Origin of the sequence: Vibrio crassostreae (genome assembly GCF_024347415.1) — a bacterium.
Classification (GTDB): Bacteria; Pseudomonadota; Gammaproteobacteria; order Enterobacterales; family Vibrionaceae; genus Vibrio; species Vibrio crassostreae.
The window spans coordinates 1,489,245-1,515,241 of record NZ_AP025477.1; the positions used below are offsets into that span (position 1 = coordinate 1,489,245).

A 25,997-nucleotide genomic window follows, 5' to 3' on the forward strand; every position below is an offset into this window, starting at 1 on the left:
TTAAATGTGATTGAGATCTCTTTTTACTCCGTTGGATTTAAATTGGTTGTCGTTATGATTTCTCGAGTTAAATATATTCCAATAACAGGTGTAGTATGCAAATGGTAGAAAAGAGTGATGCCGTTATTAATAATTCGAAGTCATCATCGAAGAAGAAAAGTTTCAAAGAAAATATACAGTTATTAATCACTGCACTTGGTGGTGAAGACAATATCGTGAGTATCACGCACTGTATGACAAGGCTGAGATTCAAATTATCAGACGAGTCACTGGTAGACGAAGAAGCGATCAAGCAGATCGCAGATGTGAAAGGTGTGGTACTTCAACAAGGTCAAACTCAAGTCATCATCGGTGTTGAGGTAGAGAAGTGGTTCAACGCGCTATCAAACACTCAACAAGCTGACGCTAATCCGGCTGATGAGCTAGAGAAAGGCAAGCTGTTCCAAGGCGTGATGCGCATTGTCGCAGGCATCTTTGGTCCAGTTGTACCCGCAATCGCTGGCGCTGGTATGTTGATGGGCCTGTTGTCTGGCCTTATTGCAACCAATGTTATCTCTGAAACCTCAGACACGGTTTACTTCTTCCGTTCTATCTCTGTTGCTGTGTTCTTCTTCTTACCTATGTTGGTTTCTTTCTCTGCAGCCAAGGTCTTTAAAGTAAATGAGTACATAGCTCTTGCTGTTTCGTCTGCAATGCTAGCACCCAAGCTAGTAGATAAAGCGGCGATGCTAAAAGATGCTGGCGCTGCACCTGAGCTGACGGTTCTTGGCGTAGTTCCGATTGAACTGCTCAACTACGGCGGTGCTATCGTACCAGCTATTCTCGCTATCTGGTTATTGTCTAAAGTGACTCCGTTAGTTGACCGTCTAGTACCTTCTTCTGCAAAACCAGTATTTACGCCACTGCTTGCCTTTACGGTGACTTCAACCATCACACTTTCATTTGTTGGCCCTGCTGGTATCTGGCTAAGTAATGGCGCAGGTTGGGTAATGAGTTCACTACTGGAAATATCTCCGACGTTAACAGGCTTTGTTTTCGGTCTGACTCGCCCGATTACCATCGTATTTGGTATTCACCACAGCATGACACCAATCAGCCTGAACAACTTTGCACTGTATGGTAAGGATCTACTTATGCCGATCATGTGTTTGGGTAACATGGCAATTGCTGGTGCGACAATGGCAATCTGGCACAAGCAACGCAAGACAGTTTCTAAAGAGCAATCTTCAATCACGATGGGCTCAAGCGTTACCGCTATCTTAGGCATCACGGAACCAGCTCTATTTGGTGTCCTAACGAAATACACCAAAGCGATGATGACCGCGAGTCTAGCAGCAGGTGTGTTCGGTGCTATCTCGGTAACGATCGATACCCATTTAACCAGCTACATTCTTTCTTCTGTATTCAGCTTACCGGCTTACCTTGCAGGCGGTACGCAAAACTTCATTCAAGCACTAATGGGCGTGGTTGGTGTGTTCGCACTGTCTTATGTTCTAACGCTGTTGTTCGTGAAACTAGACAACAAGTAAGACCTCCTCTCAAGCTATTGGGAAAAGAATCAACGTGGCCACTTTCCTTGTAGCCACGTTCCATCATTTATACCTAGCAATACCAATCTTTCTGTAAGGGCACACTATGAGCCACATTGCGATTATCGGCGAGTGCATGATAGAACTGAACGGCGCTCCATTCGGTTCCATGCAACAGACCTATGGTGGGGATACGCTCAACGCCGCTGTTTATTTGAACCGAAGTGCCACCAGCTATTCCTGTTCGTCAGATACACCTATGATTCGTACCAGTTATGTCACAGCGCTAGGCTCAGACGCTATCAGTCAGCAGATGCTTAACCGATGGCAAGATGAAGGGCTATCAGCTGATTTCGTACTGATTGACGAGCAGCGCTCGCCAGGCCTGTACCTGATTCAATTAGACGACGTTGGTGAACGCACATTTCTGTATTGGCGTAATGACTCCGCTGCTCGCTACATGGTACAGCACCCAGATTTCGACAAAATAACCGCCCAACTTGAAGATGTCGATATGGTGTTTTTGAGTGGAATCTCTCTGGCGATCTTGCCTCATGGCGATCAGCTAAAGTTGCTCACTATCATTCAAGGCCTACGTGAACGTGGCGTGGCCATCGCCTTTGATAGTAACTACCGACCAAAGTTGTGGGACTCACAAGACGCAACCAAAGAAGCTTATCAGCTTGCCTATAAAGCGACAGATATCGCCTTGGTCACCTTCGACGATGAGCAACTTTTATGGCAAGACGCCCAGCCACAAGACACCATAAAAAGACTGCATGCACTCGGCGTCAAAACTGTTGTTGTAAAGCTTGGTGCTGAAGGCTGCTTGATCAGCGAAAACCCTGCAAATGAGCCAGTAAAAATCACAACGACACCTGTCGAAACTGTGGTTGATAGCACCTCTGCAGGCGACTCTTTTAACGGTGGTTTCTTATCTTGTTATCTCTCTGGAGGTTCTGTGTCAGAAGCTTGCCACCAAGGTAATGCATTAGCCAGATTGGTGATTCAACATCATGGCGCAATCATCCCAAAATACATCACCGACACTCTTTCAAACTGATATTAAGAAGTACACATGTCTACAATTAACGAACAGCTAAAAGCACTTAAAGTTATCCCTGTTATCGCCATTGATAACGCAGAGGATATTATCCCTCTAGGCAAAGTATTGGCTGAGAATGGGCTTCCAGCGGCTGAAATTACGTTCCGTTCAGACTCCGCTGTTGAAGCTATCCGACTTCTACGAGAAGCTCAGCCTAACATGCTGATTGGTGCCGGAACGATTTTGAACCGTGAGCAAGCACTCGCAGCAAAAGAAGCGGGCGCAACGTTTGTGGTATCACCAGGATTCAATCCAAACACAGTTAAAGCATGCCAGGAAATCGGTATCGATATCATTCCAGGTGTGAACAATCCAAGCACCGTTGAAGCGGCACTTGAGATGGGACTAACGACTCTCAAGTTTTTCCCTGCCGAAGCTTCAGGTGGAATCAGCATGGTTAAGTCACTCGTTGGTCCATACGGCGATATTCGGCTAATGCCTACAGGCGGTATCACGCCATCAAACATCGATAGCTACTTAGCAGTGTCTCAAGTATTAGCCTGCGGTGGTACGTGGATGGTCGACAAGAAACTCGTTGAAAATGGAGAATGGGACGAAATTGCCCGCCTAACACGCGAGATTGTTGAACAAGTGAATCGCTAAGCAAACTAATCCAAGCCAGCCAAACTGTTCACCAATTTGAGAACACCTTAGATACAAAAAGAGCGAGAAGTTAGCCTCTCGCTCTTTTTTTCATCAACTTACTGTGACAATTGTTGTTCTACCAAAGTCTTCCAGAATCCGACACCATGCTCCAGAATATTATCGTTGAAATCGTAGTGTGGGTTATGGAGCGCAGTGCCTCCACATTCACCAACACCATTCCCAACTAGCATATAGCACCCTTTTACTTCGCGTAACATGAACGAGAAATCCTCACTAATGGTGAAGCGTTCACAAGCTCCATTCACATTCTCTTCACCAACAACCGCTTGTGCTGCTTTCACTGCATGAGCCGTCTCTTCAGGCGTGTTAATCGTTGATAAGAAGCTGTTGTTGAAGTGGTATTGATAATCAACACCTGCCGACATGCACTGGCCAGCGACGACACGCTCAATCGCTTTCTCAATTTTATGCAATGCTTGATCGGTAAAGCTGCGAGTGTCACCAGAAATAGTCACTTGCGAAGGAATCACATTCACGGTGCCATTAGTAACAAAATTAGTCACCGAGATAACCGCCGTCTCATCAATGGCGCTCAAATTACGCGAAACGATGGTTTGCAGTGCTGTGACCACCTGAGATCCAACAACAATCGGGTCGGTTCCCATGTGTGGCATCGCCGCGTGACCGCCCGTCGCTTTGATCACAATCTCAAAACTGCTTTCACTTGCCATAAGCGAGCTTGGACGAGTCACAAATTTACCTTCTGGGATACCCGGTAAGTTATGCATCGCGTAAATCGCATCCATATTCCAACGAGTGAACAGGCCATCAGCGATCATCGCTTTCGCTCCTGTGCCTCGCTCTTCATCTGGTTGGAAAATGAAGTACACAGTGCCATCGAATTGCTTACTGGTTGCTAACTCTTGCGCCGCACCCAGTAGCATCGCGGTATGGCCATCATGTCCACAAGCGTGCATCGCTCCTTCATGTTTTGAAGCGTGACAAAAAGTGTTCTGTTCATGAATGCGCAGCGCATCCATATCCGCACGTAGACCAATCGAGCGATCGCTTGTGCCATTTTTCAGAATTCCAAGCACACCTGTTCCGCCAATACCACGGTGAACTTCAATGCCGAACTCTTCGAGCTTGTTCGCTACAAATTCAGATGTTATGAACTCTTCAGTACCGAACTCTGGGTACTGATGTAAATGGCGGCGCCATTCTGTAACGTTGGCAATGTTAGTCATGGAAACTCCAATAAATACTTAAAATTAATTTGTTAAAACTGTTTTAGATGTCATCTCGCGGGACTTGTTGGATGCAGCAAACAGCATCATTGCCACAATAATCAAGCCAACAGCCAGCGCCCTAAAAGGTGTGATGGGTTCTCCAAACACCAAAACAGCGATGAAAAATGCAGACATAGGGATCAGATTTAAAGCCATACTGCTGCCTTCAACACCAACACGCTCTATGCCGTATATGTATGCGATGTAGCCCAGCCCTGATACAAAGCCACCTAGCACGATAATGCAGAGTAACGACCAAGAAGGGCGAATTACCAGTAACAGGCTTGGTACATCAATGCCTGAAACCAGTAAATAAATGAAAAATCCAACCGCCGCAAAACCAAATTGATAATGCATGGTGCAAGTTGCACCGTATTTTTCTGCAAGCTGAGCGCGCAAATGAGTCACCGACGCAAAGCTCAGCACACTCAATAGACAAATCAGGTGCCCGATGTTTACTCCTCTATCTTGAGACGTAAACGGAGGAGCTAGCACTAACATGCTGACGCCAACCAAAGCGATTCCGCTAGAGACGATTTGCATACGAGTAAATCGAGCGCCGTAAAAAAGCTGACCTATCGCCAAGATAGCAATGGGAACAAGTCCCTGAATAACGCCATTTTCTGACAGTGAAATATAGTCCAACGAGAGAAACGAAAGAAAGCTAAACAAACCTTGGCCAACGACACCACATACCAACAACTTGAATAGATCGCTCCGATTATCCCAACTAAACGCCAACTTCGGTTTGCTTTGAGTTTTCTTGTGGATCATTGCTGAGAAAATCAGGACTAAAGATAAAACAAAGAATGCCATCATGTAGCGTAGCCACACCAACAATCGCGCATCAATGGTTTGTAATGGCAAGGTAGCTAATGCGCCCTCAGAGCCCCATAACAACCCCACGCCAATCGCTGCCATCCAACCTTTAGTCACTGATTTCATCACTTAGCTCGCTTCTGGTGTTGCTTTTTTATCGCACGCTAAATTTTCTGAAGATTGTTCTTCCTGCTTTGTCTCAAACTTCGTGAACACGTAAAGTGCGACCACAATTAATGAAACAACGATGGTTTTGCCCATTGCCATCTGTTCGCCAAGTGTTAAAACCGCCACTAAGTAGCCAACCAAAGGCATGAGATTTAATGCCATCGTTGCCTTTTCGACACCGATACGCTTGAAAGAATACAATTGAATCAAGTAGCTACCGCCAGAGATACCCGTACCTAAGAAAATAAGCAAAGCAATTAACAGCGGGCTAGAGAAGATAATGTAAATCTGAGATAGGTCTAAGCCCATGGTCAATACAACGATGATGCCCATTACTGCAACTGAGATGTATTGGTAAAGCATAGAAACAACTGAACCGTATTTGTCCGCTAAACTAGCTCGTAAGTGAGCTGTCCACGCTAACGCCAGCATTGAACACGTCACGTAAACGTAACCTAGTAGTGGCGTACCACCTTCAATGGAGTTTGTCGGACCAACACTCATTGCGTAAATACAAACCGCCGAAGCAATAAAAGCACCCCACTGAATCTTGTTCATGCGGAAGTTCATAAACATCATGCCAAAGAAAACCGTCGCGAACGGCTGCATGCCTTGAATAACACCGTTTTCAGTCGCACCAATGTGAGAAAGAGAAAGGAAGTTGAACAGTGAAAACACCCCTTGTCCAACGATGCCACAAAGCGCAATGCGACCAATATCTTTGGTATCGATCTTTAACGAAGAACCCAAGTCAGCGCTCAAGCTTTTACTACGTGATGTAAAAAAGAAAATGATGGAAAGGCCAATTACCGCAGTAACGTAGCGGAAAAATACCAATGTCATCGGGTCAACAGCCATAGAGAGCGGCTTAGATACCACCCCAGTTACGCCCCAGATACAGGCAACAGCAATGGCAGCAGTCCATCCTAAAAATGTGTCTCTGTTTGTTGTGTTCATCTGTCTATCTTCCATAATTTTTAGGTAACGGCGGTGCGCACACCGCCTTATTACTCATAATTTTATTTAGTGGTTTTTCGCTAGTTAACGTCTGTCGCCGTTTTCAGCTGAGGCGCTTTTTTCTTCGCCTTACCAAACTTCATGAACAACATCATTGAGCCAATAACGACTGCAATCGCTAGTAGTCGCATTGGCGTTACCGCTTCACCGAGAGCAAACACAGCCAGGACGAAAGAAGACAGAGGCATCAAGTTAAGTGCCATACCCGTTCCGTCTACGCCAACTCGTTCCATTGCATAGATGTAGATTAGGTAGCTGATACCTGAAATACCCACACCCAGAATTGCAATACAAGCAATACGAAGTGGAGAACTGAAAATACCGAGAGCTGAAGAGAAATCGGCGCCGACAACCAGTAGGTAAAGACCGAAGCCAATTGCCGCAAAAACAAACTGGTGATACATCGTCGCCACTGAACCATATTTCTCAGCAAGCTTGGCACGAGCGTAAGCCATCGTAGAGAAGCTCGCGGCACTACCCAGACAGATCAAGTGACCAATGTTAAACCCGCTGCCTTCAACAGAAGGGTCCATGACCAAAATAGCGACACCAACGAAGGCGCCAACAGCTGCCAAGATTTGTAGTGGTGTAAAACGCTCGCCGTGGCGAAGGAAACCAACACACAAAATGATGATTGGGATAAGGCCTTGGATCACGCCGTTTTCTGAAGCAGTAATGTAATCAAGAGATAGGAACGATAGAAAACTGAAAGCACCTTGACCAATAATTCCGCAACATGCCGCCCAGAAGATGTCGTGTCGGTTTGCCCAATTAAGTTTAAAATCGACTTTTTTCTGTGGTTTACCCATCGCATTGCTGACTTGGATAATCACAAACAGCGTAATGAAAGCGACGGTATAGCGAACCCATACCAAGACTTGTGCATCCATTACTTCTAAAATAGGTGTCCCTACGATCCACGGAATACCCCAAAGCATGCCAATGAAAATGGCAGCTAACCAACCTTTAGTTGTATTACTCATCTTAAAATTCCTTTATTCATTGGTTGCTATTGATTTAGCAATTGTCCGTAACCTGGACATTGAGCTTTGTTGCCGACTAAGTGCATGCAGTGCCAGAACATCGCAGAGTTGCTGCACACGACTGGGATACCAAATCGATCTTCAATCTCTTGAATGTGGTCAAGAACACGAAGGTTGGTGCAAGACATAAACACCACATCGGCACCAGAGCCCGGCAACATTTTGCTCAACGCTTCCATCATCGATTCCTTTGAAACCGTCGTGATGTCAGTGTCTTTCTCAATGCCAAGTGAACCTAAAACAGGAACTTCAAAGCCAGCGGCAGTCAGTTGTTGATAAAGAGGGAAATTCACTTCGGTTGGGTAAGGGGAAAACACGGCAACTTTTTTTGCACCCAAATGCTTGAATGCGGCTTGAGCAGCTGTCCATGGATTGGTTGCGGGAATATCACCGCGATTTTGAGTAAGAAGATTGGCGACTTTCTCTTCACCAATAATGATAGAGGCTGAAGTACAACCAAACGCCATGACATCCATCGGTAAACCCGTCGCTATCAGATCTGATGCTTCACTGATCCCAACCGCAATTTGGTCGAGCGCTTCTGGAGTCATTTCGCTGCTGTAATACACTCGGGAACTAAATACCCCTGCTTGTGTACCCAGTAATTTTGCCCAGTCCATCTCTAAAGAGTGATCAGTACTTAGTTGTACTAAACCGATATGAACTCGACCAATTCTTGGTGCCTGAACGTGCTGTAATGGGATTTCAAATTGTCGAAACTGTTCTATTGTTTGCATGAGAAACTCGTATTTTTATAGTTTTTATATGCTGACTCCAGAGTCCAGAGTCAGCTTTTGTAGGGTGTTAAATTTGTAAGGCGTTAAATTTTGAGCTAAATAATGATCAGTTCTGGTTCAGCTCGTTCGCTCAACCATTCAGCGCCGTCTTCAGTGATTACGATGTTCTCTTCGTGAACCATCGACTTACCCGGTGCGTAAACCATGCCCGGTTCTAGTGTCATCACCATGCCTGGCTTAAGTACTGTGTTGTCGGTAGCGGTGTTAGACGGGCGCTCTGTCAGCTCCATACCTAATCCATGGCCTAGACGACCAACGTCGTTACCCAATGCACCATTGGCTTCTAAGACTCCCCACATCGCGTTGTAGATGTCCGTCGTGGTTGCTCCCGGTTTCGCAGCCTCGAAACCTTTAGTTGTTGCTTCGTAAGTAGCGCGGTATGCCGCTTTGGTTTGCTCACTTGCATGACCAAATGCCCAGTTGCGGTCGAAATCAGAGAAGTAACCATCACGCACGGCGCCCGTATCGATGATCAACACATCTCCCGGTTCAATAATGCGATCGGTAGGACCCATGATGATGCTGTCATAACCATCAGGCCCTGAGCCTGCGATGATGTAAGGGCATTCGTCCGCACCTTCTAACAACATATCGATACGGAACTGTTTACAGATTTCACGCTCGGTCATGCCGGCTTTTGCGTAACCCGGAATCTTGCTAAACCCAACGTTAGTAATGCGACAGATTTCACGTGTTTTCTCGATTTCAGCTTGTGATTTGATCTGACGAAGCTCATGCATTGCTAAAGACACATCAACAAAGTCTTTCTTAACCATGGTGGTTAATTTCAAGTAGTTGTTCACCGGCATACGTAGGTGAGATTCAATGCCCAGCGTTGCGCCTACTCGGCCATGACGACAAGGCAGAGAGTTCAATGCGCTAGCTACTAAGCTAATGCCATCATCTTCAGGACGAGGAGAAGGCCAAGTAATAATGTTGTCGACCCATGTTCCCGCCATACCACTTGCTCCGATTTCAGGAACAATCGCAATCGGCTTTCCTTCTGCAGGAACGATGACAAACCATGGACGAGTTGGGCTATGCCAAAACTGAGTGTGGAAGCCAGTGAAGTAGCGAACGTTTGGCTCGGTTGTGAAAATCATCGCATCCAGATTCATCTCATGCATGACTTTTTGAGCGCGTGATGTTCTGTGTTCAAACTCAGCTTGTTCAAAGCCGCGGTTTAGGTAGTTAGTCATTGGAACCTCTAATTATTGTATTTAGGTCGGCACTTCTGCTGCTCTTCACAACCAGTAACCAACCCTATAGTTCAATTTTGTTTACGTTACGTTGAGCATCTTACTGACATTTCAGTTAAATAATGTGACCAAGATCTTAGGGTTAACTATAGTGACCAGAAACCATCTAAAACTGGAAATATTGTTGATTGCGATCAATTTTGGGTACTTATTTGTAACTTTAGGCTTGTGTAGGGAGCGGATATATAGTCTTATAGTTACATAAAGTTAATTGGCAACTTGAAATACATCGATTAACCAAAGATAATGAAAGGCAATTAAAGTTAACAACAGTGGTCTAAAATGAACGCATCAGCATATAAATCGTTTAACGTTGAATTCACCGACAATGATAGAGAGCATCTCGCACTGAACTTTCGCTTAGCCGAAACCATTGCCGACTTTATTGGTCCGCACTGTGAGGTTGTGATTCATTCATTTGAGAGCTTTGAAAAGTCGGTAGTGAAGATAGTGAACGGCCACCACACGGGTCGAGAAGTAGGGTCACCTATCACCGATCTAGGGCTGAAAATGCTGAGTGTGTTTGAGAGCACTGGTGAGGTCACGCCAAAGAGTTACTTCACCACCAGCAAAGATGGGTCACTGCTTAAATCTACGACCTGTGTGCTAGCTGGAGAAAATGGCAAACCGATTGGGCTGTTCTGTATCAATATGAACTTGTCTCACCCGTTTCCTGAGATCATAAAAACTTTAATGCCAGACATGGCTCATGCCCCTGTGGGTGTGCATGAGAACTTTGGAGCTTCAACAACAGAAGTGATTGAGCAAGCGCTTGAGCACGCTATTTTTGAAGTCGACAACGATGAGTCAGTCAACTTAAAAGGTCGAAACAAAGCCATTACCAAGCTATTGCTTGAGAACGGTATTTTCGAATTAAAAGAGGCGACAGCATTCGTATCTGAGCGTCTTGGTATTACTCGCCACGCTATTTACAAATACATCCGCGAGTTTAGAGCATAGAAATCCTATAAAGAGAAACAAAATGAAAACAAAAATCCATACAGATCTAGCACCAGCAGCAATCGGCCCTTACTCTCAAGGTATGGCATTCAAAGACCTAATCTACACTTCAGGTCAATTACCGCTTGATGCAAAAACAATGGCGTTTGTTGAAGGTGGCATCAAAGAGCAAGCTCGTATGTCACTAGAAAATCTAAAAGCAGTTTTGGAACAAAGTGGTGGTTCACTAGATACCGTTATTAAAACCACATGTTTCTTATCTGATATGGAAAACTTCGTTGCATTTAACGAGGTGTACACGGAAGTATTTGGTACAGAGAACGCACCTGCACGCTCTTGTGTTGAAGCGGCTCGTCTACCAAAAGACGCATTAGTTGAAGTAGAAGCGATCGCTTACATCAAGTAATCACGAACCGCTTTAATTGAAGACGTATAGCTTAATCCAATAACGTGAAGCTATAACGAAAAAACAAGGTCATTAAGCATCGTTGATGGCCTTTAATTCCTCTGCCTGTATCTAAGTGTGCCCTATGTTAAAACTATCAAAAAATTCATTCTACACTGGTCAAGTCTGCGAACTGTTTACCGCTTCTCAAGCGCAACAAGCGCGTGAGTTTCACCGCCAGATCGAAGGCTACCAACCCACTCCACTCGTGTCTCTTCCACATCTTGCTAAACAGCTTGGTGTTAAGGCGATCCTCGTTAAAGACGAATCAAAACGCTTCGGTTTGAATGCATTCAAGGTACTCGGCGGTTCTTACGCTCTGGGTCGCCAATTGGCAAAGCACCTTGGCATTGATATCTCTGAGATCAACCTTAAAACGGTCGCTTCAAAACTAGAAAAACCACTTGTTTTTACTACAGCAACCGCAGGCAACCATGGTACAGGTGTCGCTTGGGCTGCTCGTGAAATGGGCCAAAAAGCCGTGGTTTATATGCCAAAAGGTTCATCTCAAGCAAGCGTTAACCGTATTCAAGGCCTAGGCGCTGAATGTATCGTGACAGAAGTAAACTACGACGACACGGTACGCATGGCGAACCAAACCGCTCAAGACAACGGTTGGATGCTAGTTCAAGACACGGCATGGGATGGTTATGAAGAGATCCCAACGTGGATTTCTCAAGGCTACATGACAATGGCAGATGAAGTGATTGAGCAAGCTCAAGCATTGGAGTTCGGCGCTCCAACTCACGTTCTTCTGCAAGCCGGTGTAGGCGCAATGGCAGGTGGTGTGTTGGGTTACCTTGCAGATAAGCTGGGAGCTGACACCTTTGAAACCATCATTGCTGAACCAGCAGCGGCAGATTGTATTTTCCGCTCTGGCGAGAAAGGTGAAATGGTTAATGTAACGGGCGAGATGAACTCCATCATGGCAGGCCTTGCTTGCGGTGAACCAAACCCAGTAACGTGGCCTGTACTGCGCGATTGCAGCAATCACTTTGTTTCGGTTGACGACAATGTTTCAGCAACGGGTATGCGTATCCTTGGCAACCCACTTAGTGGTGATGATCAAGTGATCAGTGGCGAATCTGGTGCTATCACACTTGGTTTACTTTTCACGTTATGTCGTGAAGGTGCAGACCAAGCTGTACGTGATGAGCTAGGTTTAAACCAAGACGCAACCATCATGCTATTTAGCACTGAAGGTGATACCAACCAACCGCGATACCGCGACATTGTTTGGAACGGCTTACACCACTCTAGCTAACGAAAAAGACTCCACAACTCTAATCACAAAGCCACAGCACATGCTGTGGCTTTGCTTTTATCGGGTTGTATCAATATAGCTAACTGTCTGTCGTTGTTAACGGCCGCTTCCCATCACATGCCCCTTTCTCAAGGTCGTATAGAGGGCTAGCTCCATGACTGCTCCATCGGTGATCTTCTCTAGCTAATTTTCTATATTGAGTCGGCGTGACACCTATGTACGTTTGGAAGGTTTCATAGAATCGACTACTCGAATTAAAGCCCACCGTGAGTGAGATATCGAGAATAGTTCTGTCCGTATCACTCAGTAAAGCACGAGCATGATTGATGCGCATCGCAGTAATGTACTGCTTAATAGTCATCTGCATCGTTCGCTGAAATACGTTCATCGCATAGTTGCTGTGTAACCCGATATGTTCAGCGATATCTTTAACGGTCAATGGCTGATTATGGTGAGTCGCAATATATTCCAACATCTGGCTGACATAGAATTGCGAGTGTTTCGATACCCCTTTCTTAGTCGACTTATCCTGTCGATTTACCAACAGTTGTTGCCAGCCATCAAGGCAGATTCGTTTAAGCATTAGGCCAATTTCATCCATAGCCAACTGTTGACGACTTTCGGACGAATGCTTTATCTCCTCTGCCCAACGTGAGATTTCAAACTCACTGATCAGCGAACAAGAATTCGATTGCAACACACTGCCGTGAGTGATCTGGTTGACTAAATCCCGACTGAGAGCCCACGACATAAAATGGTGAATCGGTATGTTGATGATTCCCATATTATGGCATTGGCCTGGATTCGTCAGTCGATGCGGTACCGATGCCCAAAACAAGCCAATCGACCCACTTTTGACCACAACCGGGCTACCGTTAATGATGTACTCCACATCATCGCCAAAGGGTATATTCACCTCAATTTGACCATGCCAATGATAACCAGGCATGGAATGAGGGGCTCTGAGTTCAATATCGATTTTCTCATAGGAAGAATAGAGAGACAGTGGGCTTACCGACACGGTCTCGGATGAATACTTATCTAAAGTGATAATTCTCACCGTATCTGGGGCTGATTGCGGCATATCTCGCTCCTTAGGAAATCGTATAGCTGAGTTTTAACAGTTCCTCGATAATAAAACTCTGAAGGCGATCATAGAGACGCAGTACCCCAATTCATAAGATCATCACGATGTGATTAGAGTCAGTATCTTAAGTGCAAAACTAGCCTCATTGCATATCTTCTCTCCTTAAAAGCCAACAAGTTATCCCATTTCCTAAGATTTCTATTTAGTGATTTAAAAATATTAGAAAACAGGAGAGCTATTCGATTATCTGAGACGAATCGACATGGGTTCTAGGTGTAATTTATCTGCATCAACAAAGAACTCAGAGAAATAAAGGATCCCACTATGCAAAGCCCTAAAATCACATTCATCGGTGCAGGCTCAACCATTTTTGTTAAGAACATTCTTGGCGACGTTTTCCACCGTTCAGCACTACAAAATGCTCATGTCGCATTGATGGATATTGATGAGAATCGATTAGAAGAGTCTCACCTTGTCGTCAGTAAGTTGATGGAATCATCCGGTGCGACTGGCTCTATCTCATGCCATTTAGATCAAAAAGAGGCACTACAAGGTGCAGATTTTGTTGTCATAGCCTTTCAAATCGGTGGCTACGAGCCATGTACCGTCACAGATTTCGAAGTGTGTAAGCGCCATGGTCTGGAACAAACCATCGCAGACACACTAGGCCCAGGCGGTATTATGCGTTCGCTACGCACAGTCCCGCATCTTTGGAGTGTCTGTGAAGATATGACTGAGGTTTGCCCGAACGCGACCATGCTTAACTACGTCAACCCAATGGCAATGAACACATGGGCAATGTACGAGAAGTATCCACACATTAAACAAGTCGGTTTGTGTCACTCAGTACAAGGGACAGCTGAAGAACTAGCACGCGACCTAGACTTAGATTACGCAGATCTTCGCTATACCTGCGCAGGCATTAACCACATGGCTTACTACCTGACCCTCGAGAAGAAGACAGCAAGTGGAGAGTACGTCGACATTTATCCAGACCTACTTGAAGCCTTTGAGAGTGGCAAAGCGCCTAAGCCGGGTATTTATCACAATGGTCGCTGCACCAACTTAGTCCGCTATGAGATGTTTAAGAAGCTTGGCTACTTCGTGACAGAGTCTTCTGAACATTTTTCTGAATACACCCCCTACTTTATCAAGCCAAATCGTCCAGATTTAATCGAACGTTATAAAGTGCCACTTGATGAATACCCTAAACGTTGTGTCGAACAAATTGCCGATTGGAAAAAAGACCTTCAAGAGTTCAAAACGGCCGACAAGATCACCGTTGAGGAATCTCACGAATACGCTAGCACCATCATGAACTCCATCTGGACGGGTACACCTAGCGTCATCTATGGCAACGTTAAAAACGAAGCCTTAATCGATAACTTACCGCAAGGTTGCTGTGTTGAGGTCGCCTGTTTAGTGGATGCCAATGGTGTGCAACCGATCAAAGCTGGCCGCCTACCAAATCACTTGGCCGCATTGATGCAAACCAACATCAACGTCCAAACTCTATTAACCGAAGCCATTCTCACTGAAAACCGCGACCGTATTTATCATGCTGCGATGCTTGATCCTCATACAGCCGCTGTACTTGGAATAGAAGAGATATACGCGCTGGTTGATGACTTGATTGAAGCCCATCAGGGTTGGTTACCAGAGTGGGTTAACAAGTAACTTCATACTAATAACAAATACAATAACGTGAATATTAACGCCTTCTTACTAAGGAGGCGTAAGGAGTGGCAATGAGTATCTCAATGAATACCAAGCTCAGTTATGGCTTTGGCGCATTTGGTAAAGACTTCGCAATCACCATCGTCTACATGTACCTAATGTTTTACTACACGGATGTGGTCGGTATTTCTGCCGCTACAGTCGGCACCATTTTCCTCGTCGCACGCATCTGGGATGCCGTCAATGACCCTATTATGGGGTGGTTAGTCAACAATACCCGCACTCGATGGGGCAAGTTCAAACCTTGGATTTTAATTGGCACACTAGCTAACTCCGTGGTTCTTCTGATGGTGTTTAGTGCGCATTACATCGAAGGTCCTTGGTTAATCGCATACGCCGCTGTCACCTATATCTTGTGGGGAATGACTTACACACTAATGGATATCCCTTTTTGGTCACTGGTCCCAACACTCACCTTAGATAAGCGTGAACGTGAAGAGCTCGTCCCATACCCTCGCTTCTTTGCGAGCCTAGCTTGGATTGTAACTGCGGCTATCGCAATGCCTTTCGTGAACTACGTAGGTGGGGACGATAAAGGGTTCGGCTTCCAGATTTTTACTCTCTTGTTGATCGCTTGTTTCTTGGTATCAACTTTCATTACTTTACGTAATGTGAAAGAACGCTATTCAACGGCTAACCTAGACACAACACAACCCGAAGAAAAGGTTTCACTGAAAAAGCTTCTAGCGCTTATCTACAAAAACGACCAACTGACCAGTGTTCTGTGTATGGCGCTGTCTTATAACCTCGCGACCAACATCATTACAGCGTTCGCGGTTTACTACTTCACTTATGTGGTGGGTAATGAAGAACTTTTCCCTTACTACATGGCTTATGCAGGTATTGCTAACCTCATCACACTGGTGCTGTTCCCTAAACTTGCCCAGATGTTTTCACGCCGAGTTCTGTGGGCATGTGCGTCCTCTTTCCCTATTTTAGGCAGTGCAGTACTCATCTACGTTGGCATGTACGACAAACAGAGCATTCTACTGATATCAACAGCCGGCGTTTTTCTACAAATTGGTACAGCGCTATTCTGGGTACTTAACGTCATCATGGTGGCAGACACGGTCGATTACGGTGAGTTTAAACTGGGGTCTCGTTGCGAAAGTATCGCTTACTCGGTGCAAACTCTGGTTGTAAAAGCAGGCTCAGCATTTGCCGCTTTCTTTATCGGTATCGCACTCACCGCTGTTGATTATGTACCTAACGTAACGCAAAGCCCTGAAACCGTATTCGGCATGCAATGCATCATGGTCGGCCTACCTGCTTTCTTCTTTGCCATTGCGTTAATCATCTACTTCCGCTTTTACAAGCTGAACGGTGCCTATCACCAAAAGATTCAAGATCACTTAACAGAGAAATACGACCACATTACAAACGAAGGCTCAAGCACAGGAGAAGCTTCAAAGCCAACCAAACCAGTACAAGCAATTTAGACCTAAGCAATAAGTCAAAGAAAAAGGGAACAGAAAACTAAAAGCCTAGCGAGTTGAAGTGACCCCGTAAAGTTGGACATTTCTGTTAAGCGGCTTTCAAGGCCTGAGTTCGATATTCTATCGGAGTCAGGCCTTTTAGTTTCACTTTTATACGTTTGGTATTGTAGTACTCGATGTATTCTTTAATTTGCTCTATCAGAGCATCTGCATCTTCAAAGCTTTGGTTGTGATACATCTCTGTTTTGAGTAAAGCAAAAAAGTTTTCAGCAACCGCATTATCCAAGCAGTTACCTTTTCTCGACATGCTTTGCGTTAACCCACTCTCCGCTACCTTTTTCTGATACTGTCGATGGCGATATTGCCAACCTTGATCGCTGTGTATAATTGGCTTTGAGTTGGGTTTCAGCTTTGATATAGCCTCCGTCAGCATATCCGTGACAAGCGGCAAGCAGGCATTTTGGGCCACTCTATAAGCAACCACTTCCTGAGTAAACAAGTCGACAATGGGAGACAAGTATACTTTCTGCTCTTTGACTTTGAACTCCGTGACATCAGTTACCCACTTTTCGTCGGGTTGAGTCGCACTAAAATCTCTTTCAAGCACGTTGGGAGCTGCTGTTCCAGACTCTCCTCGGTATGAACGATACTTTTTAATCCTGACTGTCGATTTAAGGTTCAGCTGAGCCATAAGTCTTTGAACCGTTTTGTGATTAAGCACGACCCCCTGATTTTTTAGTTCCAAGTGAATACGGCGGTAGCCGTATCGACCCTTATGTTCATGATAAATTGACTTTATCAACCGCAGCTCACGTTCGTAGCTATTTGGGCGCTTGCTCGTTTGAGCCTGATAATAAAAGACACTTTTTGCCAGCTGTAGAGTGTGCAGTAAGTGCTTTAGTGGGTACTTGCCTTTAAGAGTTAGAGCTATGACCGCTTTTTCTTTGTTCGACGGTTTTTTTCCTGCTCCAACTCTTCCAACTTTTTTAGAACGGCATTCTCGGTTCGTAAGTAGACCAACTCCTCTTTTAGCTCCTCAAGCGTCATTTCATTATCAGGCTTAGTGGTACGTTGAGGTTGCTGTTTCATTGAGGGTCTTCCTTTCTGGCGCATTTTGAGCCCTTTGATACCCAGCTCATTAAATCGTTTGAGCCAGACAGAGAGTATCCCAGGGGATGAGAGGTTTAATACAGCGCTAGTGTGCGTGAGAGACCATTCATTCGTCCACATTAAATTCAATGCTTTTCGCTTTGTCTGAGCAGAAGCAGCATGCTTAGTTGGTAAAAATGAATCAGTACCATGGATGGCAAAGACTTGAGCCCAATACCGTATCTGTCTTGAAGAGATTGAATATTGTTTTGCTAAGTAGAGAGATGACGTGCCATCTAAATATTGCTTAGCAATGATACATTTTAGCTCTCGGCTATATTTGGACATAAAAAGACCCCCAATAATTGGTGTCCAACTATTGGGGGTCAGTTCAAGTCATTGCTAGGCTTTTATACATAAAAACAATAAGTGAGATTAGGGAAAAGATTGCCAATCATCAGGTGGACTGCACCAGTATTCACAACATCTTTATTTTAGTGGGTCATTGTCCGGCAGTGCTTTGTGAATCCATAACGCCAAACGTTTTTTAATATTTGCACCATCAAGCTTATCGTCAGGTAGCGGTGTGATCTGATTCACTTCAACAAGGAACAAATACACCGCTTTAACCTTTATCGGTTGGGATGAATTTGGCAAATCAAAACCTTGTAGTTTTGCCATCTTAAAACCGACTTCAACTGCTTTTTTTACCAGTTTATCTTCATTAATGATCTTCGCGGTTTTCGACATATCATCTCCATCACCTTCATCGAATGAACACTAAGTATATCAAACCAAAAACTTCACAAGATTACTTCGTTCTCAATTTGAGGAGTCGCTTTGATAAATAACATAAAACGAATAACAGGCTCTAAACTGATTCTAATTCGATTGATATTTACGCCATCAATACCTATACGCAAACGATCTCTTAACAGAACACTCAATAAATGAGATCCTCAGTCAATAACTGAAAATCAAACCATATTTAACTTACTATTCCAAAGAATACGGAATACTATGATTCTCATTACAATGGTGCACATTCTATAAAATATAAATAAACCACTGTTATTTAACCAGTTTTATACTAAAACGACTTGGATCATATTTACAGAAACCTGTAACAGAATATTATTTACAAAACACTCACTAAGAAAATAGAATAAAACCACTAATATTATACTGGTGTTAAAAATGCGTTACCTATGGGCTTCATTCTGTCATAAAAATCCGGTCATCGGACGAATCGTTCATATCTTTGTTATGTTGGTAGCGTTAGCTTCTATCGTTGTTCCATTGATATCAAAAGACGCAACAACCATCTTAGTTTCACTGTGCGTCGCTCTGGTATGTTTTGTACTATTTGTCTTCTTTGCTCTTGCCGACAAAATGCGCTCAGGTATGCACTAATAAGCTCAATATTCGCCAAGCATTCTCTTTTCTAAACTTCATTATAAAATGCATGCGACCAAGTACGGAAAAGCCCAAAGTTATTAGCTTTGGGCTTTTCTTCTAGCGACTGTGTTTGATTACAACCGAATGATAAGAATCAATCAGGCATTACAACAATACCCATACTTTCAAGCAGTTGCTCTTGCTGCCACGCGACGATTTTAATCCCCGATGTATCTACCTTGCGAGGATCTAACCCTTCTAATTCAGCATGGCATAAATTAGCACCTTGCATACTGAATTGCCCCCATACATCTTCCGAGAACACGCCTCGGCTGAGATCAGACTCTTTCAGTGACGCGCCGCCAAGGTAAGTCCCTATCCAACGGTTCTCAAACAGCTCGCACTTCTCTAAACAAGCTTGTTCAAAATTGGCGTATGACAGGTTGCAGCCCGTGATATACGCAGAGCAAAAATACATTCTATTGCTTACCTGATTGGCAAAGTTAGCACGAGTGAAGTTCGCCCCTTTTAAGTCGCAATCACGTAACTCAATACCGTAACAATTCGCGTTGCTAAAATTCGCCATCGCCAACTGGCAATTCTGGAAGCTTGCATCTCGTAAGTCGGCAATATCAAAGTGGCATCCCTCAAGATCGCCTTGCTCAATAAACTTACAGTTAATGAACGTTGCATCACGTAAGTTCGAACGTCTGAAATCACAACGGATAAACGTGCAGGCTGTAAATGTAAGCTCTGATAAATCTTGCTGAGCAAAACTGTGGTGATGATAAGTGCTGTTATTGGTGTCCATTTAGCCCCCTAAAGAAATTAAGCTAAGACTATCATTGCGATCTTAAGAAAACACTAAATTAAAATTCAACAAAAACAGCAACTTAAAGTACCCCGGATTAGCCATTTTAAGCCCCCTAACGGGCGATTTAAACAGGCTATTTTCTGTTATTAGAACGCGCTTATTTTGAAAAAAGTTTTGTTGCTTAGAAGGCTAAATAGAAGATAAAGCTATTTTGAAGAAACGAGGCAATTATAGACTGTAACCCTAACGCTCTAGACTGGACGGTTGGTATGCATATCGCTACACTAATCATCATTCTCGGCATAAAGAGTAAGACCAATGAAAGACATGCGACAAGCTATGCTCGATGCAGGGTTTAGCCTTATTAATGAACACGGATTTGCTGGCGTTGGCCTGATGAAAATCATCAACCAAGCCGAAGGGACTAAAGGTTCTTTTTACCACTACTTCAAATCCAAAGAGCACTTTGGTGAGATCCTTCTAGCCGACTACTTTGATGAGCACCTAGTTAAGCTTGATGACTTTCTGAGTGATGAAACTCTGTCTCGTCGTGACCGCGTTAAAACCTATTTCGAGTTTTGGTGTGCATCGAAATTGACTGAAGATTTCAATATTCAATGCCTTGTGGTCAAGCTAGCAGGTGAAGTGTCGGGGTCTGCCAATCCGTTGCAATCAACCATGGCAGAAGGTGCAGAAAAGATCATCCTACGTATGGCTAAGCTATTCGAAGAAGGCAATGAAGCGGGTGATTTCAATATCGCAGATCCTGAATCACTATCTCGCACGCTTTATGGCTTATGGCTAGGCTCAACGCTAATGGCAGCGATGCAGCGCAACCGTTCGATTCTGAACAATGCCATGGAAGAGACATTGCTAGCGATGAGTTCAAAAGATTAACCCGTTCCTACACGCTAAGAGGCTCGCTTTATTTTATATAGCGAGCCTTTTTGTTTTTCAGGCTTGTTCGTTTTCTACCTAGGCTTTTGCTTATCACGTCATTGGTTCACTTACCCCATCCGTGGCGCGATGTTGTTGGCTTTTAGCAAAGCATTAAGCACCGGATCGATATGATGAAAGAACTTGAGCCATCCTTCACACAAGTAATTTAGTCCGGCTTCGCCATCACGACTGTTGATAATTCGGTTCTTGGGGCACTCGCCATGACAAGCAAATTTAAACTCACAGGTTTGGCACTGTTTAGGTAGTGACTTTTGCTTCGCGAATCCAAAAGTTTGCTGAGCGTTTGAAAACGCCAGCGTCGATAGTGGCTTATCATGAATATTGCCCAACTGAAACTCAGGAAATACGTAATGGTCGCATGAGTACACATCGCCATTAGGTTCAACCGCTAACCCCTTTCCGCAGATCTCACTCAGCGTGCACATGGTGCTGTCTCTTCCCATCCACACACCGACGAAGTTCTCAAAGTAAGGCACAAGTACTCGACCAAAATCGCGTTCGAACCACTCGTCAAAAGCCGTCGAAAGAAACTCACCCCATTGCGTTGAACCGACACTCCAAGGCTCAACTTCACCAAAAACAGGAATGATCGCTTGTTGGTTTCTCAACCATTTATTGTTGGTATGAGCCTCGTGCTTATCCACCACAGGGATGAACTGCAACTGCTTTGAACCGACTTCGTCACGCAGAAAACGATAAACCTCTAATGGGTATTTGCCCGTCACATCATTCACACAAGTTAAGGTCGCAAACTCAACGTTATGTTTTTTTAGATAGCCGATTCCGCGCATGGTTTGGGAAAAAGTGCCTTTGCCTGCGCGGTTGGTGCGGTAGTGATTGTGTAAGTGTTCTGGGCCATCAATGCTCACACCGATGATAAAATCATTGTTCTTGAAGAACTCACACCAATCATCATTCAACAAGGTGCCATTGGTTTGTAGATCATTACTAATAGTGCTGTGGCTTGGGCAATATTTTTTCTGTAACGCCACGACCCTTTCAAAGTACTCAATGCCGAGCAGAGTTGGCTCACCACCATGCCAAGAAAAGATGATTTCCGGCGTATTCTGCCCCTCTATATACTGCTTGATATAGAGCTCTAGCCGCGCTTCATCCATCACATATTGAGATCCTTTGGGGTATTCAAGCAACTGCCGTTTATCTAAGTAATAACAGTAAGTACAACTGATATTACAGACCGCACCAATGGGTTTTGCCAACGCTTGGAGCTTGCTGTGCGCCTTGCCATTAAACTGCGGAACCGAACTCAGGTTTGATAGTGATAAGGTCGTCATGAAGAATTCCTCGATGTAAAAGTTATTGTATTAGCCGAAACAATTCGTAATTCCTTTACACGGTGCTCATCGGCCAACCAAGCTTGCTGGCATTAGGTTGGCCGAGTGGTTTGTTTCCTCTATTTCACGTTCTCAAACGGGTTCCACGCTTCATCAACTGGCACAATATTTTGCGATTTTTCGTACTCTTGATACTCAGCAACCATCTCTAGGAACAAGTCTGGCATTTGATTTCTTAAGTCATGCTGCTCAGCCGGATCCTGTTTGGTGTTGTACAGGTGCCATTCACTGTCACCGCCCATGCCTGTAGAGATTCGGATGATCTTGTAATCCCCTTTGAGCAAAATGCCGCTACCAAACAGCTCAAATGGAATCGCATTATCAGCATTGTGCACCTCTGTAGTTTCGCCCTTAAAGTAAGGAAGCAAGCTCACACCACTCATCGGTGCTACTTCTCGGCCTTGGTATTCCGTTCCTGGATGTTCTACATCGGCAATTTCAAGAATGGTGGCTGCGATGTCTTTTACTTGTGATAAGTCATCAGTTTGAGTACCAGGTTGCAGCGCTTGATCACCTTCTAAGAGGGCTTTCGCAGGCTTAACGATAAACGGCACACGAATACCACCCTCAGCTGTGTAAGCTTTATACCAAGACAATCCACCGGTTGATGCACTTGCCCACTCAGGGCCTAATGACACGCTGGAGTTGGCTTTACCTAGGTTTTCCGTCGAGTTGTCAAAGTGATGCGCCGTCCATGTGCGAATCAAATCACTGATGTTTTCACCGGTAATGTCCGCGGCTTCAGGGCCATTGTCTGCCAGATACATAATGTAGGTATTGTCGTATTCCCCAATCTCTTTTAGGTAATCGACAACCTGACCGACTTGTTGGTCTTGCATCTCCATCATGCCCATCGCGACTGCCATCTTCTTGCCATACCACTCTTGTTCTTTATCAGACAAAGAGTCCCAAGGGCGACTTAGTGCATTACGACTTGAGATATCGGCATCTTTAGGAATAACGCCCATCTCCTTCATGCGTTCAAAGCGGTCTTCACGAATCGAATCCCAACCATGCTCGACGTAGTAATCAACCTTGTCTTGATACGCTGATTCTGGCGCTTGCAGCGGAAGGTGTATCGCAGTGAAAGGAAGATAAGCGAAGAAAGGCTTACCGTCGTCTTTCTTGCCATCGATCATCTTGATGAGTTCGTTAGTGTAGACTTGGTCTGAGTACTCGCCTTTGTATTTGTCCTCAACCACTTCACCGTTTCTGTAGGTAGGCTCAACTTCAACGCCGGGAATGTCGCCTTTTTGCAGCGCATCTGCTGTCGCCGCGTTTTTGGCAGGGAACATCATGTCGCGGTTAAAGTGATTCGAACCACCCGCTAAAATACCGTAACTTTCCGAAAAGCCGCGGTCATCGGGCAGGAACCCATCATCATGACCTAAATGCCATTTGCCCGATAAATACGTGTTGTAGCCATTTTCCTTGAGCAACGTAGCCACGGTTACGCCCTTCTTGGTCAGGTAACCTTCATAGCCCGGCTTACCAATCGCGCCCGGATAGACAGCATAATCAAAGGTACCTAGCCCAACCTCGTGGCTGTTCGCTCCAGTTAACATCATTGAACGAGTCACTGATGAGGTCGGTGATGCATGAAAGTTGGTGAATTTCACCCCCTCTTCAGCCAACGCCATCAAGTTCGGTGTTTCGACTTCTGAACCATAAGGCTGGGTATCAGCAAAGCCAACATCATCACCGACAATAACAACGATGTTCGGCTTATCTGATTCGGCGGCAAAGGCGGCGCTACTTGCGGCGGCCATCGCGGTGAATAATAAGGATTTCTTGAATGTCTGCATAAGATGTCTCCAATAGCTGTGAATAATTTTTCTGTGATTAGCTTTTTCTGTGACTAACCTTTCTGTGATTAACCTTTTCTGTGACTAACTTGGATTAGAATCTGAATTAGTGCGCGGCTTGGGACATCCAATGTAATAAGTCGAGCGCAGGGTCATACTCTTGAGCGGCTGCCAAACCGATCCAGGTGACAGCTTCCGCTTGGCTAACCTGAACGCCACTTCCGGAGAAGTACATTAGGCCAAGCTGTGTTTGAGCTTCAGGGCTACCGGCACTGGCTGCAGTTTCAAACCACTCCGCCGCTTTCTCGTCATTCTGCTCAACACCGTCACCGCTCAAATACCGATAAGCGAGAGCAAGTTGTGCTTCAGACTGTCCTTCATAGGCTTCATCCAACACCTGAACGACATCTCGGTGCTGTTCAGATAAGGCCACAGAGCTTTCGCTGCCAACGCTTGCCTTGGCAAAAAGCAGAACCGCCACAACACCAGTCAGAATCACGTTAGTTAAACGCTTATTGAACATTTATTTCCTCCTCAGGAATAAAGGTCACAACGTCCCTGTCGCTTCAATTAGGTGAAAAATAGGAATGGCGCGATGATGCACAAGCTCGATAGCAATACGTTTTCAATCTTCATAATTAGTCCTCGATTTACAGTGAGTTTTTGGATGCTTAATCAGACGACTAAATTGATTTTTCAATAATCTGTTCAATCGTTTGTTTTGAGATTGGGTAGAACTGGAAGCAGATATCTTTTTCAATCGCTTGAGCAATATTGCGCTTCTCTTGGTCATCAAATTCCCAGCTACTGAAACGCTTCATCGCACCAACTTGGGTTTGGAAGTTGTGTAAGAAATCCAACACTCGTTGGTAAATCATCTCGTCCGTTCCAGTGCTCTCTAGCGAGAATGCTTGAGCCAATTTAATTGCGTTCGGCATATAGAACTCGGGCAGCGCCTCAATCACAACAGGCATCAGTACCGTGTTGGCATCGCCGTGCGGGATATGGCTAATCGCACCAAAGGCATGAGCACAGTTATGGATAGGGATGCCACCTAACGATGAATAAAATGCAGAAATCGCCATGGTGCTTGCCTGAAGTAGATTGCCACGTGCGGTTAGGTTTTCAGGCTCCTCAAGTGCCACGGGTAAGTTTTCAACAATCAGTTTTGCAGCTTGAATGCCGTAAGCGTCGGTAAAGGCATTGCTCATTGGAGAAACAATGGCCTCAACGGCGTGCGTTAATGCATCCATCGCGGTTGAGCGAGTCAGGTGAGCAGGAAGTTTGGTGGTGACAGTCGGATCAAGAATCGCAATGTCAGCCTCTAAACCAGACGCCACTAAACTTGCCTTGATGTTTTCATGCTCGTTGTAAAAAACCGCAATCGGAGAAGCTTCAGCGCCAGTACCCGCCGTTGTTGGTACGGCAATATGAGGCACTCGAATGTCTTCATTGTTTGGCCAAACTTCCATAAAGCCACCGCCAGCAATCACGGTACGGATATCATCAATCTGCTTATGGAGTGCGTATTTCACGCCCTTAGAAGCATCAATCACGCTGCCTCCACCGACAGACAAAATAGCGTCTGCATCCAAGTTATTAGCAAACTCAATCGCAGCGTTGATGTTGTCGCAAGTCGCGTCTGGCGCAATATCGGTGTACACACCAACGAGCTGAGTCGTTGGTTGATCTGCTTCTTGATTCATCGTCTGGTTTGCAAACAACGCAGAGAACTGCTCAACAAAGCCCAAAGACTCCAAACCTTTGTCAGAAAAAAGCACGACTCTTTTTGCACCTAAGCGAGCAAAGAAAGAAGGGATATTTTCGATGCCGTTCTCTTGAGCATGAACAATGGTTTTCAGTTGAAAGTTAAAGTTATTGGTAGTCATGGTGTTTACCTCGTTTATGTTTGATGACTAAACAATAACCAATACAAACCGGTCGGTCTAGAGTGTTAATGTCAAAGATATGTCAATTAAGATCATTGAGGATCATTTGCCGAAAACGAAAAAAAG

Annotated in this window: 25 protein-coding genes; 10 read left to right on the plus strand and 15 right to left on the minus strand. The window is 44.8% G+C overall.

What is annotated here, in order from left to right:
- Positions 1–95 precede the first annotated feature (95 nt).
- The 3 genes from OC193_RS22365 to OC193_RS22375 all read left to right on the plus strand — a co-directional run bounded on the left by OC193_RS22365 (position 96) and on the right by OC193_RS22375 (position 3,237).
- Positions 96–1,529: a PTS transporter subunit EIIC gene (locus OC193_RS22365; protein WP_048662512.1), complete on the plus strand. Its 1,434-nt coding sequence runs from the start codon at positions 96–98 to the stop codon at positions 1,527–1,529.
- A 106-nt stretch (positions 1,530–1,635) separates the two neighbouring features.
- Positions 1,636–2,592 carry a sugar kinase gene (locus OC193_RS22370; RefSeq protein WP_048662513.1) on the plus strand — a complete coding sequence of 319 codons (957 nt, stop codon included), beginning with the start codon at positions 1,636–1,638 and terminating at the stop codon, positions 2,590–2,592.
- A gap of 15 nt (positions 2,593–2,607) precedes the next feature.
- Positions 2,608–3,237, plus strand: a complete 630-nt coding sequence (locus OC193_RS22375) for a bifunctional 4-hydroxy-2-oxoglutarate aldolase/2-dehydro-3-deoxy-phosphogluconate aldolase (RefSeq protein ID WP_048662514.1) — start codon at positions 2,608–2,610, stop codon at positions 3,235–3,237.
- A 98-nt stretch (positions 3,238–3,335) separates the two neighbouring features.
- Here the strand turns inward: OC193_RS22375 and OC193_RS22380 are convergent, their stop codons facing one another.
- From OC193_RS22380 to OC193_RS22405, 6 genes are all read right to left on the minus strand, one after another.
- The gene (locus tag OC193_RS22380; RefSeq protein WP_048662515.1) at positions 3,336–4,487 is read right to left on the minus strand and encodes a M20 aminoacylase family protein; all 1,152 of its coding nucleotides are present in this window, start codon (positions 4,485–4,487) and stop codon (positions 3,336–3,338) included.
- Positions 4,488–4,511: 24 nt separating this feature from the next.
- Positions 4,512–5,474, minus strand: a complete 963-nt coding sequence (locus tag OC193_RS22385; protein WP_048662516.1) for a DMT family transporter — start codon at positions 5,472–5,474, stop codon at positions 4,512–4,514.
- A gap of 3 nt (positions 5,475–5,477) precedes the next feature.
- Positions 5,478–6,473, minus strand: a complete 996-nt coding sequence (locus OC193_RS22390) for a DMT family transporter (protein WP_048662517.1) — start codon at positions 6,471–6,473, stop codon at positions 5,478–5,480.
- 80 nt (positions 6,474–6,553) lie between these two features.
- Positions 6,554–7,516 (minus strand): DMT family transporter, encoded by a 963-nt coding sequence (locus OC193_RS22395; protein WP_048662518.1) that lies wholly within the window; start codon positions 7,514–7,516, stop codon positions 6,554–6,556.
- 26 nt (positions 7,517–7,542) lie between these two features.
- The gene (locus OC193_RS22400; protein WP_017068125.1) at positions 7,543–8,313 is read right to left on the minus strand and encodes a maleate cis-trans isomerase family protein; all 771 of its coding nucleotides are present in this window, start codon (positions 8,311–8,313) and stop codon (positions 7,543–7,545) included.
- A gap of 95 nt (positions 8,314–8,408) precedes the next feature.
- Complete coding sequence (locus tag OC193_RS22405; RefSeq protein WP_048662519.1) at positions 8,409–9,572, minus strand: M24 family metallopeptidase; 1,164 nt, start codon at positions 9,570–9,572, stop codon at positions 8,409–8,411.
- Between the two features lie 342 nt (positions 9,573–9,914).
- On the opposite strand from OC193_RS22405, the gene OC193_RS22410 reads away from it, so the two are divergent.
- The 3 genes from OC193_RS22410 to dpaL all read left to right on the plus strand — a co-directional run bounded on the left by OC193_RS22410 (position 9,915) and on the right by dpaL (position 12,301).
- Positions 9,915–10,592 carry a helix-turn-helix transcriptional regulator gene (locus tag OC193_RS22410; RefSeq protein ID WP_017095787.1) on the plus strand — a complete coding sequence of 226 codons (678 nt, stop codon included), beginning with the start codon at positions 9,915–9,917 and terminating at the stop codon, positions 10,590–10,592.
- Positions 10,593–10,614: 22 nt separating this feature from the next.
- Positions 10,615–10,998: a RidA family protein gene (locus OC193_RS22415; protein ID WP_048662520.1), complete on the plus strand. Its 384-nt coding sequence runs from the start codon at positions 10,615–10,617 to the stop codon at positions 10,996–10,998.
- Positions 10,999–11,122: 124 nt separating this feature from the next.
- A complete protein-coding gene (gene dpaL, locus OC193_RS22420) occupies positions 11,123–12,301 on the plus strand; it encodes a diaminopropionate ammonia-lyase (RefSeq protein ID WP_048662521.1) in 1,179 nt (392 codons plus the stop codon).
- 79 nt (positions 12,302–12,380) lie between these two features.
- On the opposite strand, the gene melR is transcribed toward dpaL, so the two are convergent.
- The gene (gene melR, locus OC193_RS22425) at positions 12,381–13,385 is read right to left on the minus strand and encodes a transcriptional regulator MelR (protein WP_048662523.1); all 1,005 of its coding nucleotides are present in this window, start codon (positions 13,383–13,385) and stop codon (positions 12,381–12,383) included.
- A gap of 327 nt (positions 13,386–13,712) precedes the next feature.
- Here melR and melA point away from each other — a divergent pair, with 327 nt between their 5' ends.
- Positions 13,713–15,065 (plus strand): alpha-glucosidase/alpha-galactosidase, encoded by a 1,353-nt coding sequence (gene melA / locus OC193_RS22430; RefSeq protein ID WP_048662524.1) that lies wholly within the window; start codon positions 13,713–13,715, stop codon positions 15,063–15,065.
- 71 nt (positions 15,066–15,136) lie between these two features.
- Positions 15,137–16,564: a melibiose:sodium transporter MelB gene (melB, locus tag OC193_RS22435; RefSeq protein ID WP_048662526.1), complete on the plus strand. Its 1,428-nt coding sequence runs from the start codon at positions 15,137–15,139 to the stop codon at positions 16,562–16,564.
- Positions 16,565–16,649: 85 nt separating this feature from the next.
- Here the strand turns inward: melB and OC193_RS22440 are convergent, their stop codons facing one another.
- The 3 genes from OC193_RS22440 to OC193_RS22450 form a co-directional block, all read right to left on the minus strand.
- Positions 16,650–17,492, minus strand: a complete 843-nt coding sequence (locus tag OC193_RS22440; RefSeq protein WP_123961588.1) for an IS3 family transposase — start codon at positions 17,490–17,492, stop codon at positions 16,650–16,652.
- A complete protein-coding gene (locus OC193_RS22445; protein WP_048661653.1) occupies positions 17,489–17,998 on the minus strand; it encodes a helix-turn-helix domain-containing protein in 510 nt (169 codons plus the stop codon). Before OC193_RS22445 ends, OC193_RS22440 begins: the two co-directional genes overlap by 4 nt.
- A 141-nt stretch (positions 17,999–18,139) precedes the next feature.
- Positions 18,140–18,400, minus strand: a complete 261-nt coding sequence (locus OC193_RS22450) for a DUF5062 family protein (protein WP_048660454.1) — start codon at positions 18,398–18,400, stop codon at positions 18,140–18,142.
- 447 nt (positions 18,401–18,847) lie between these two features.
- Here OC193_RS22450 and OC193_RS22455 point away from each other — a divergent pair, with 447 nt between their 5' ends.
- The gene (locus OC193_RS22455) at positions 18,848–19,063 is read left to right on the plus strand and encodes a hypothetical protein (protein WP_048660456.1); all 216 of its coding nucleotides are present in this window, start codon (positions 18,848–18,850) and stop codon (positions 19,061–19,063) included.
- A 139-nt stretch (positions 19,064–19,202) separates the two neighbouring features.
- On the opposite strand, the gene OC193_RS22460 is transcribed toward OC193_RS22455, so the two are convergent.
- Positions 19,203–19,859, minus strand: a complete 657-nt coding sequence (locus tag OC193_RS22460) for a Qnr family pentapeptide repeat protein (RefSeq protein ID WP_048664479.1) — start codon at positions 19,857–19,859, stop codon at positions 19,203–19,205.
- A 321-nt stretch (positions 19,860–20,180) separates the two neighbouring features.
- Here OC193_RS22460 and OC193_RS22465 point away from each other — a divergent pair, with 321 nt between their 5' ends.
- Positions 20,181–20,759, plus strand: coding sequence for a TetR/AcrR family transcriptional regulator (locus OC193_RS22465; RefSeq protein WP_048664478.1), 579 nt, complete (start codon positions 20,181–20,183; stop codon positions 20,757–20,759).
- 110 nt (positions 20,760–20,869) lie between these two features.
- On the opposite strand, the gene OC193_RS22470 is transcribed toward OC193_RS22465, so the two are convergent.
- From OC193_RS22470 to OC193_RS22485, 4 genes are all read right to left on the minus strand, one after another.
- Entirely contained in the window at positions 20,870–22,117 is a 1,248-nt protein-coding gene (locus OC193_RS22470) for an anaerobic sulfatase maturase (protein ID WP_048664477.1), read from the minus strand.
- Positions 22,118–22,236: 119 nt separating this feature from the next.
- Positions 22,237–23,982 (minus strand): arylsulfatase, encoded by a 1,746-nt coding sequence (locus OC193_RS22475; protein WP_048664476.1) that lies wholly within the window; start codon positions 23,980–23,982, stop codon positions 22,237–22,239.
- Between the two features lie 106 nt (positions 23,983–24,088).
- Positions 24,089–24,505: a tetratricopeptide repeat protein gene (locus tag OC193_RS22480; RefSeq protein ID WP_048664475.1), complete on the minus strand. Its 417-nt coding sequence runs from the start codon at positions 24,503–24,505 to the stop codon at positions 24,089–24,091.
- Positions 24,506–24,665: 160 nt separating this feature from the next.
- Positions 24,666–25,871 (minus strand): iron-containing alcohol dehydrogenase, encoded by a 1,206-nt coding sequence (locus tag OC193_RS22485; protein WP_048664474.1) that lies wholly within the window; start codon positions 25,869–25,871, stop codon positions 24,666–24,668.
- Positions 25,872–25,997 lie beyond the last annotated feature (126 nt).

Excerpts from the sequence above, each read along its gene's own strand:
- OC193_RS22365 (WP_048662512.1), top strand. The coding sequence starts at position 96 with ATGCAAATGGTAGAAAAGAGTGATGCCGTTATTAATAATTCGAAGTCA.
- OC193_RS22370 (WP_048662513.1), top strand. The coding sequence starts at position 1,636 with ATGAGCCACATTGCGATTATCGGCGAGTGCATGATAGAACTGAACGGC.
- OC193_RS22375 (WP_048662514.1), top strand. The coding sequence starts at position 2,608 with ATGTCTACAATTAACGAACAGCTAAAAGCACTTAAAGTTATCCCTGTT.
- OC193_RS22380 (WP_048662515.1), bottom strand. The coding sequence starts at position 4,487 with ATGACTAACATTGCCAACGTTACAGAATGGCGCCGCCATTTACATCAG.
- OC193_RS22385 (WP_048662516.1), bottom strand. The coding sequence starts at position 5,474 with ATGAAATCAGTGACTAAAGGTTGGATGGCAGCGATTGGCGTGGGGTTG.
- OC193_RS22390 (WP_048662517.1), bottom strand. The coding sequence starts at position 6,473 with ATGAACACAACAAACAGAGACACATTTTTAGGATGGACTGCTGCCATT.
- OC193_RS22395 (WP_048662518.1), bottom strand. The coding sequence starts at position 7,516 with ATGAGTAATACAACTAAAGGTTGGTTAGCTGCCATTTTCATTGGCATG.
- OC193_RS22400 (WP_017068125.1), bottom strand. The coding sequence starts at position 8,313 with ATGCAAACAATAGAACAGTTTCGACAATTTGAAATCCCATTACAGCAC.
- OC193_RS22405 (WP_048662519.1), bottom strand. The coding sequence starts at position 9,572 with ATGACTAACTACCTAAACCGCGGCTTTGAACAAGCTGAGTTTGAACAC.
- OC193_RS22410 (WP_017095787.1), top strand. The coding sequence starts at position 9,915 with ATGAACGCATCAGCATATAAATCGTTTAACGTTGAATTCACCGACAAT.
- OC193_RS22415 (WP_048662520.1), top strand. The coding sequence starts at position 10,615 with ATGAAAACAAAAATCCATACAGATCTAGCACCAGCAGCAATCGGCCCT.
- dpaL (WP_048662521.1), top strand. The coding sequence starts at position 11,123 with ATGTTAAAACTATCAAAAAATTCATTCTACACTGGTCAAGTCTGCGAA.
- melR (WP_048662523.1), bottom strand. The coding sequence starts at position 13,385 with ATGCCGCAATCAGCCCCAGATACGGTGAGAATTATCACTTTAGATAAG.
- melA (WP_048662524.1), top strand. The coding sequence starts at position 13,713 with ATGCAAAGCCCTAAAATCACATTCATCGGTGCAGGCTCAACCATTTTT.
- melB (WP_048662526.1), top strand. The coding sequence starts at position 15,137 with ATGAGTATCTCAATGAATACCAAGCTCAGTTATGGCTTTGGCGCATTT.
- OC193_RS22445 (WP_048661653.1), bottom strand. The coding sequence starts at position 17,998 with ATGTCCAAATATAGCCGAGAGCTAAAATGTATCATTGCTAAGCAATAT.
- OC193_RS22450 (WP_048660454.1), bottom strand. The coding sequence starts at position 18,400 with ATGTCGAAAACCGCGAAGATCATTAATGAAGATAAACTGGTAAAAAAA.
- OC193_RS22455 (WP_048660456.1), top strand. The coding sequence starts at position 18,848 with ATGCGTTACCTATGGGCTTCATTCTGTCATAAAAATCCGGTCATCGGA.
- OC193_RS22460 (WP_048664479.1), bottom strand. The coding sequence starts at position 19,859 with ATGGACACCAATAACAGCACTTATCATCACCACAGTTTTGCTCAGCAA.
- OC193_RS22465 (WP_048664478.1), top strand. The coding sequence starts at position 20,181 with ATGAAAGACATGCGACAAGCTATGCTCGATGCAGGGTTTAGCCTTATT.
- OC193_RS22470 (WP_048664477.1), bottom strand. The coding sequence starts at position 22,117 with ATGACGACCTTATCACTATCAAACCTGAGTTCGGTTCCGCAGTTTAAT.
- OC193_RS22475 (WP_048664476.1), bottom strand. The coding sequence starts at position 23,982 with ATGCAGACATTCAAGAAATCCTTATTATTCACCGCGATGGCCGCCGCA.
- OC193_RS22480 (WP_048664475.1), bottom strand. The coding sequence starts at position 24,505 with ATGTTCAATAAGCGTTTAACTAACGTGATTCTGACTGGTGTTGTGGCG.
- OC193_RS22485 (WP_048664474.1), bottom strand. The coding sequence starts at position 25,871 with ATGACTACCAATAACTTTAACTTTCAACTGAAAACCATTGTTCATGCT.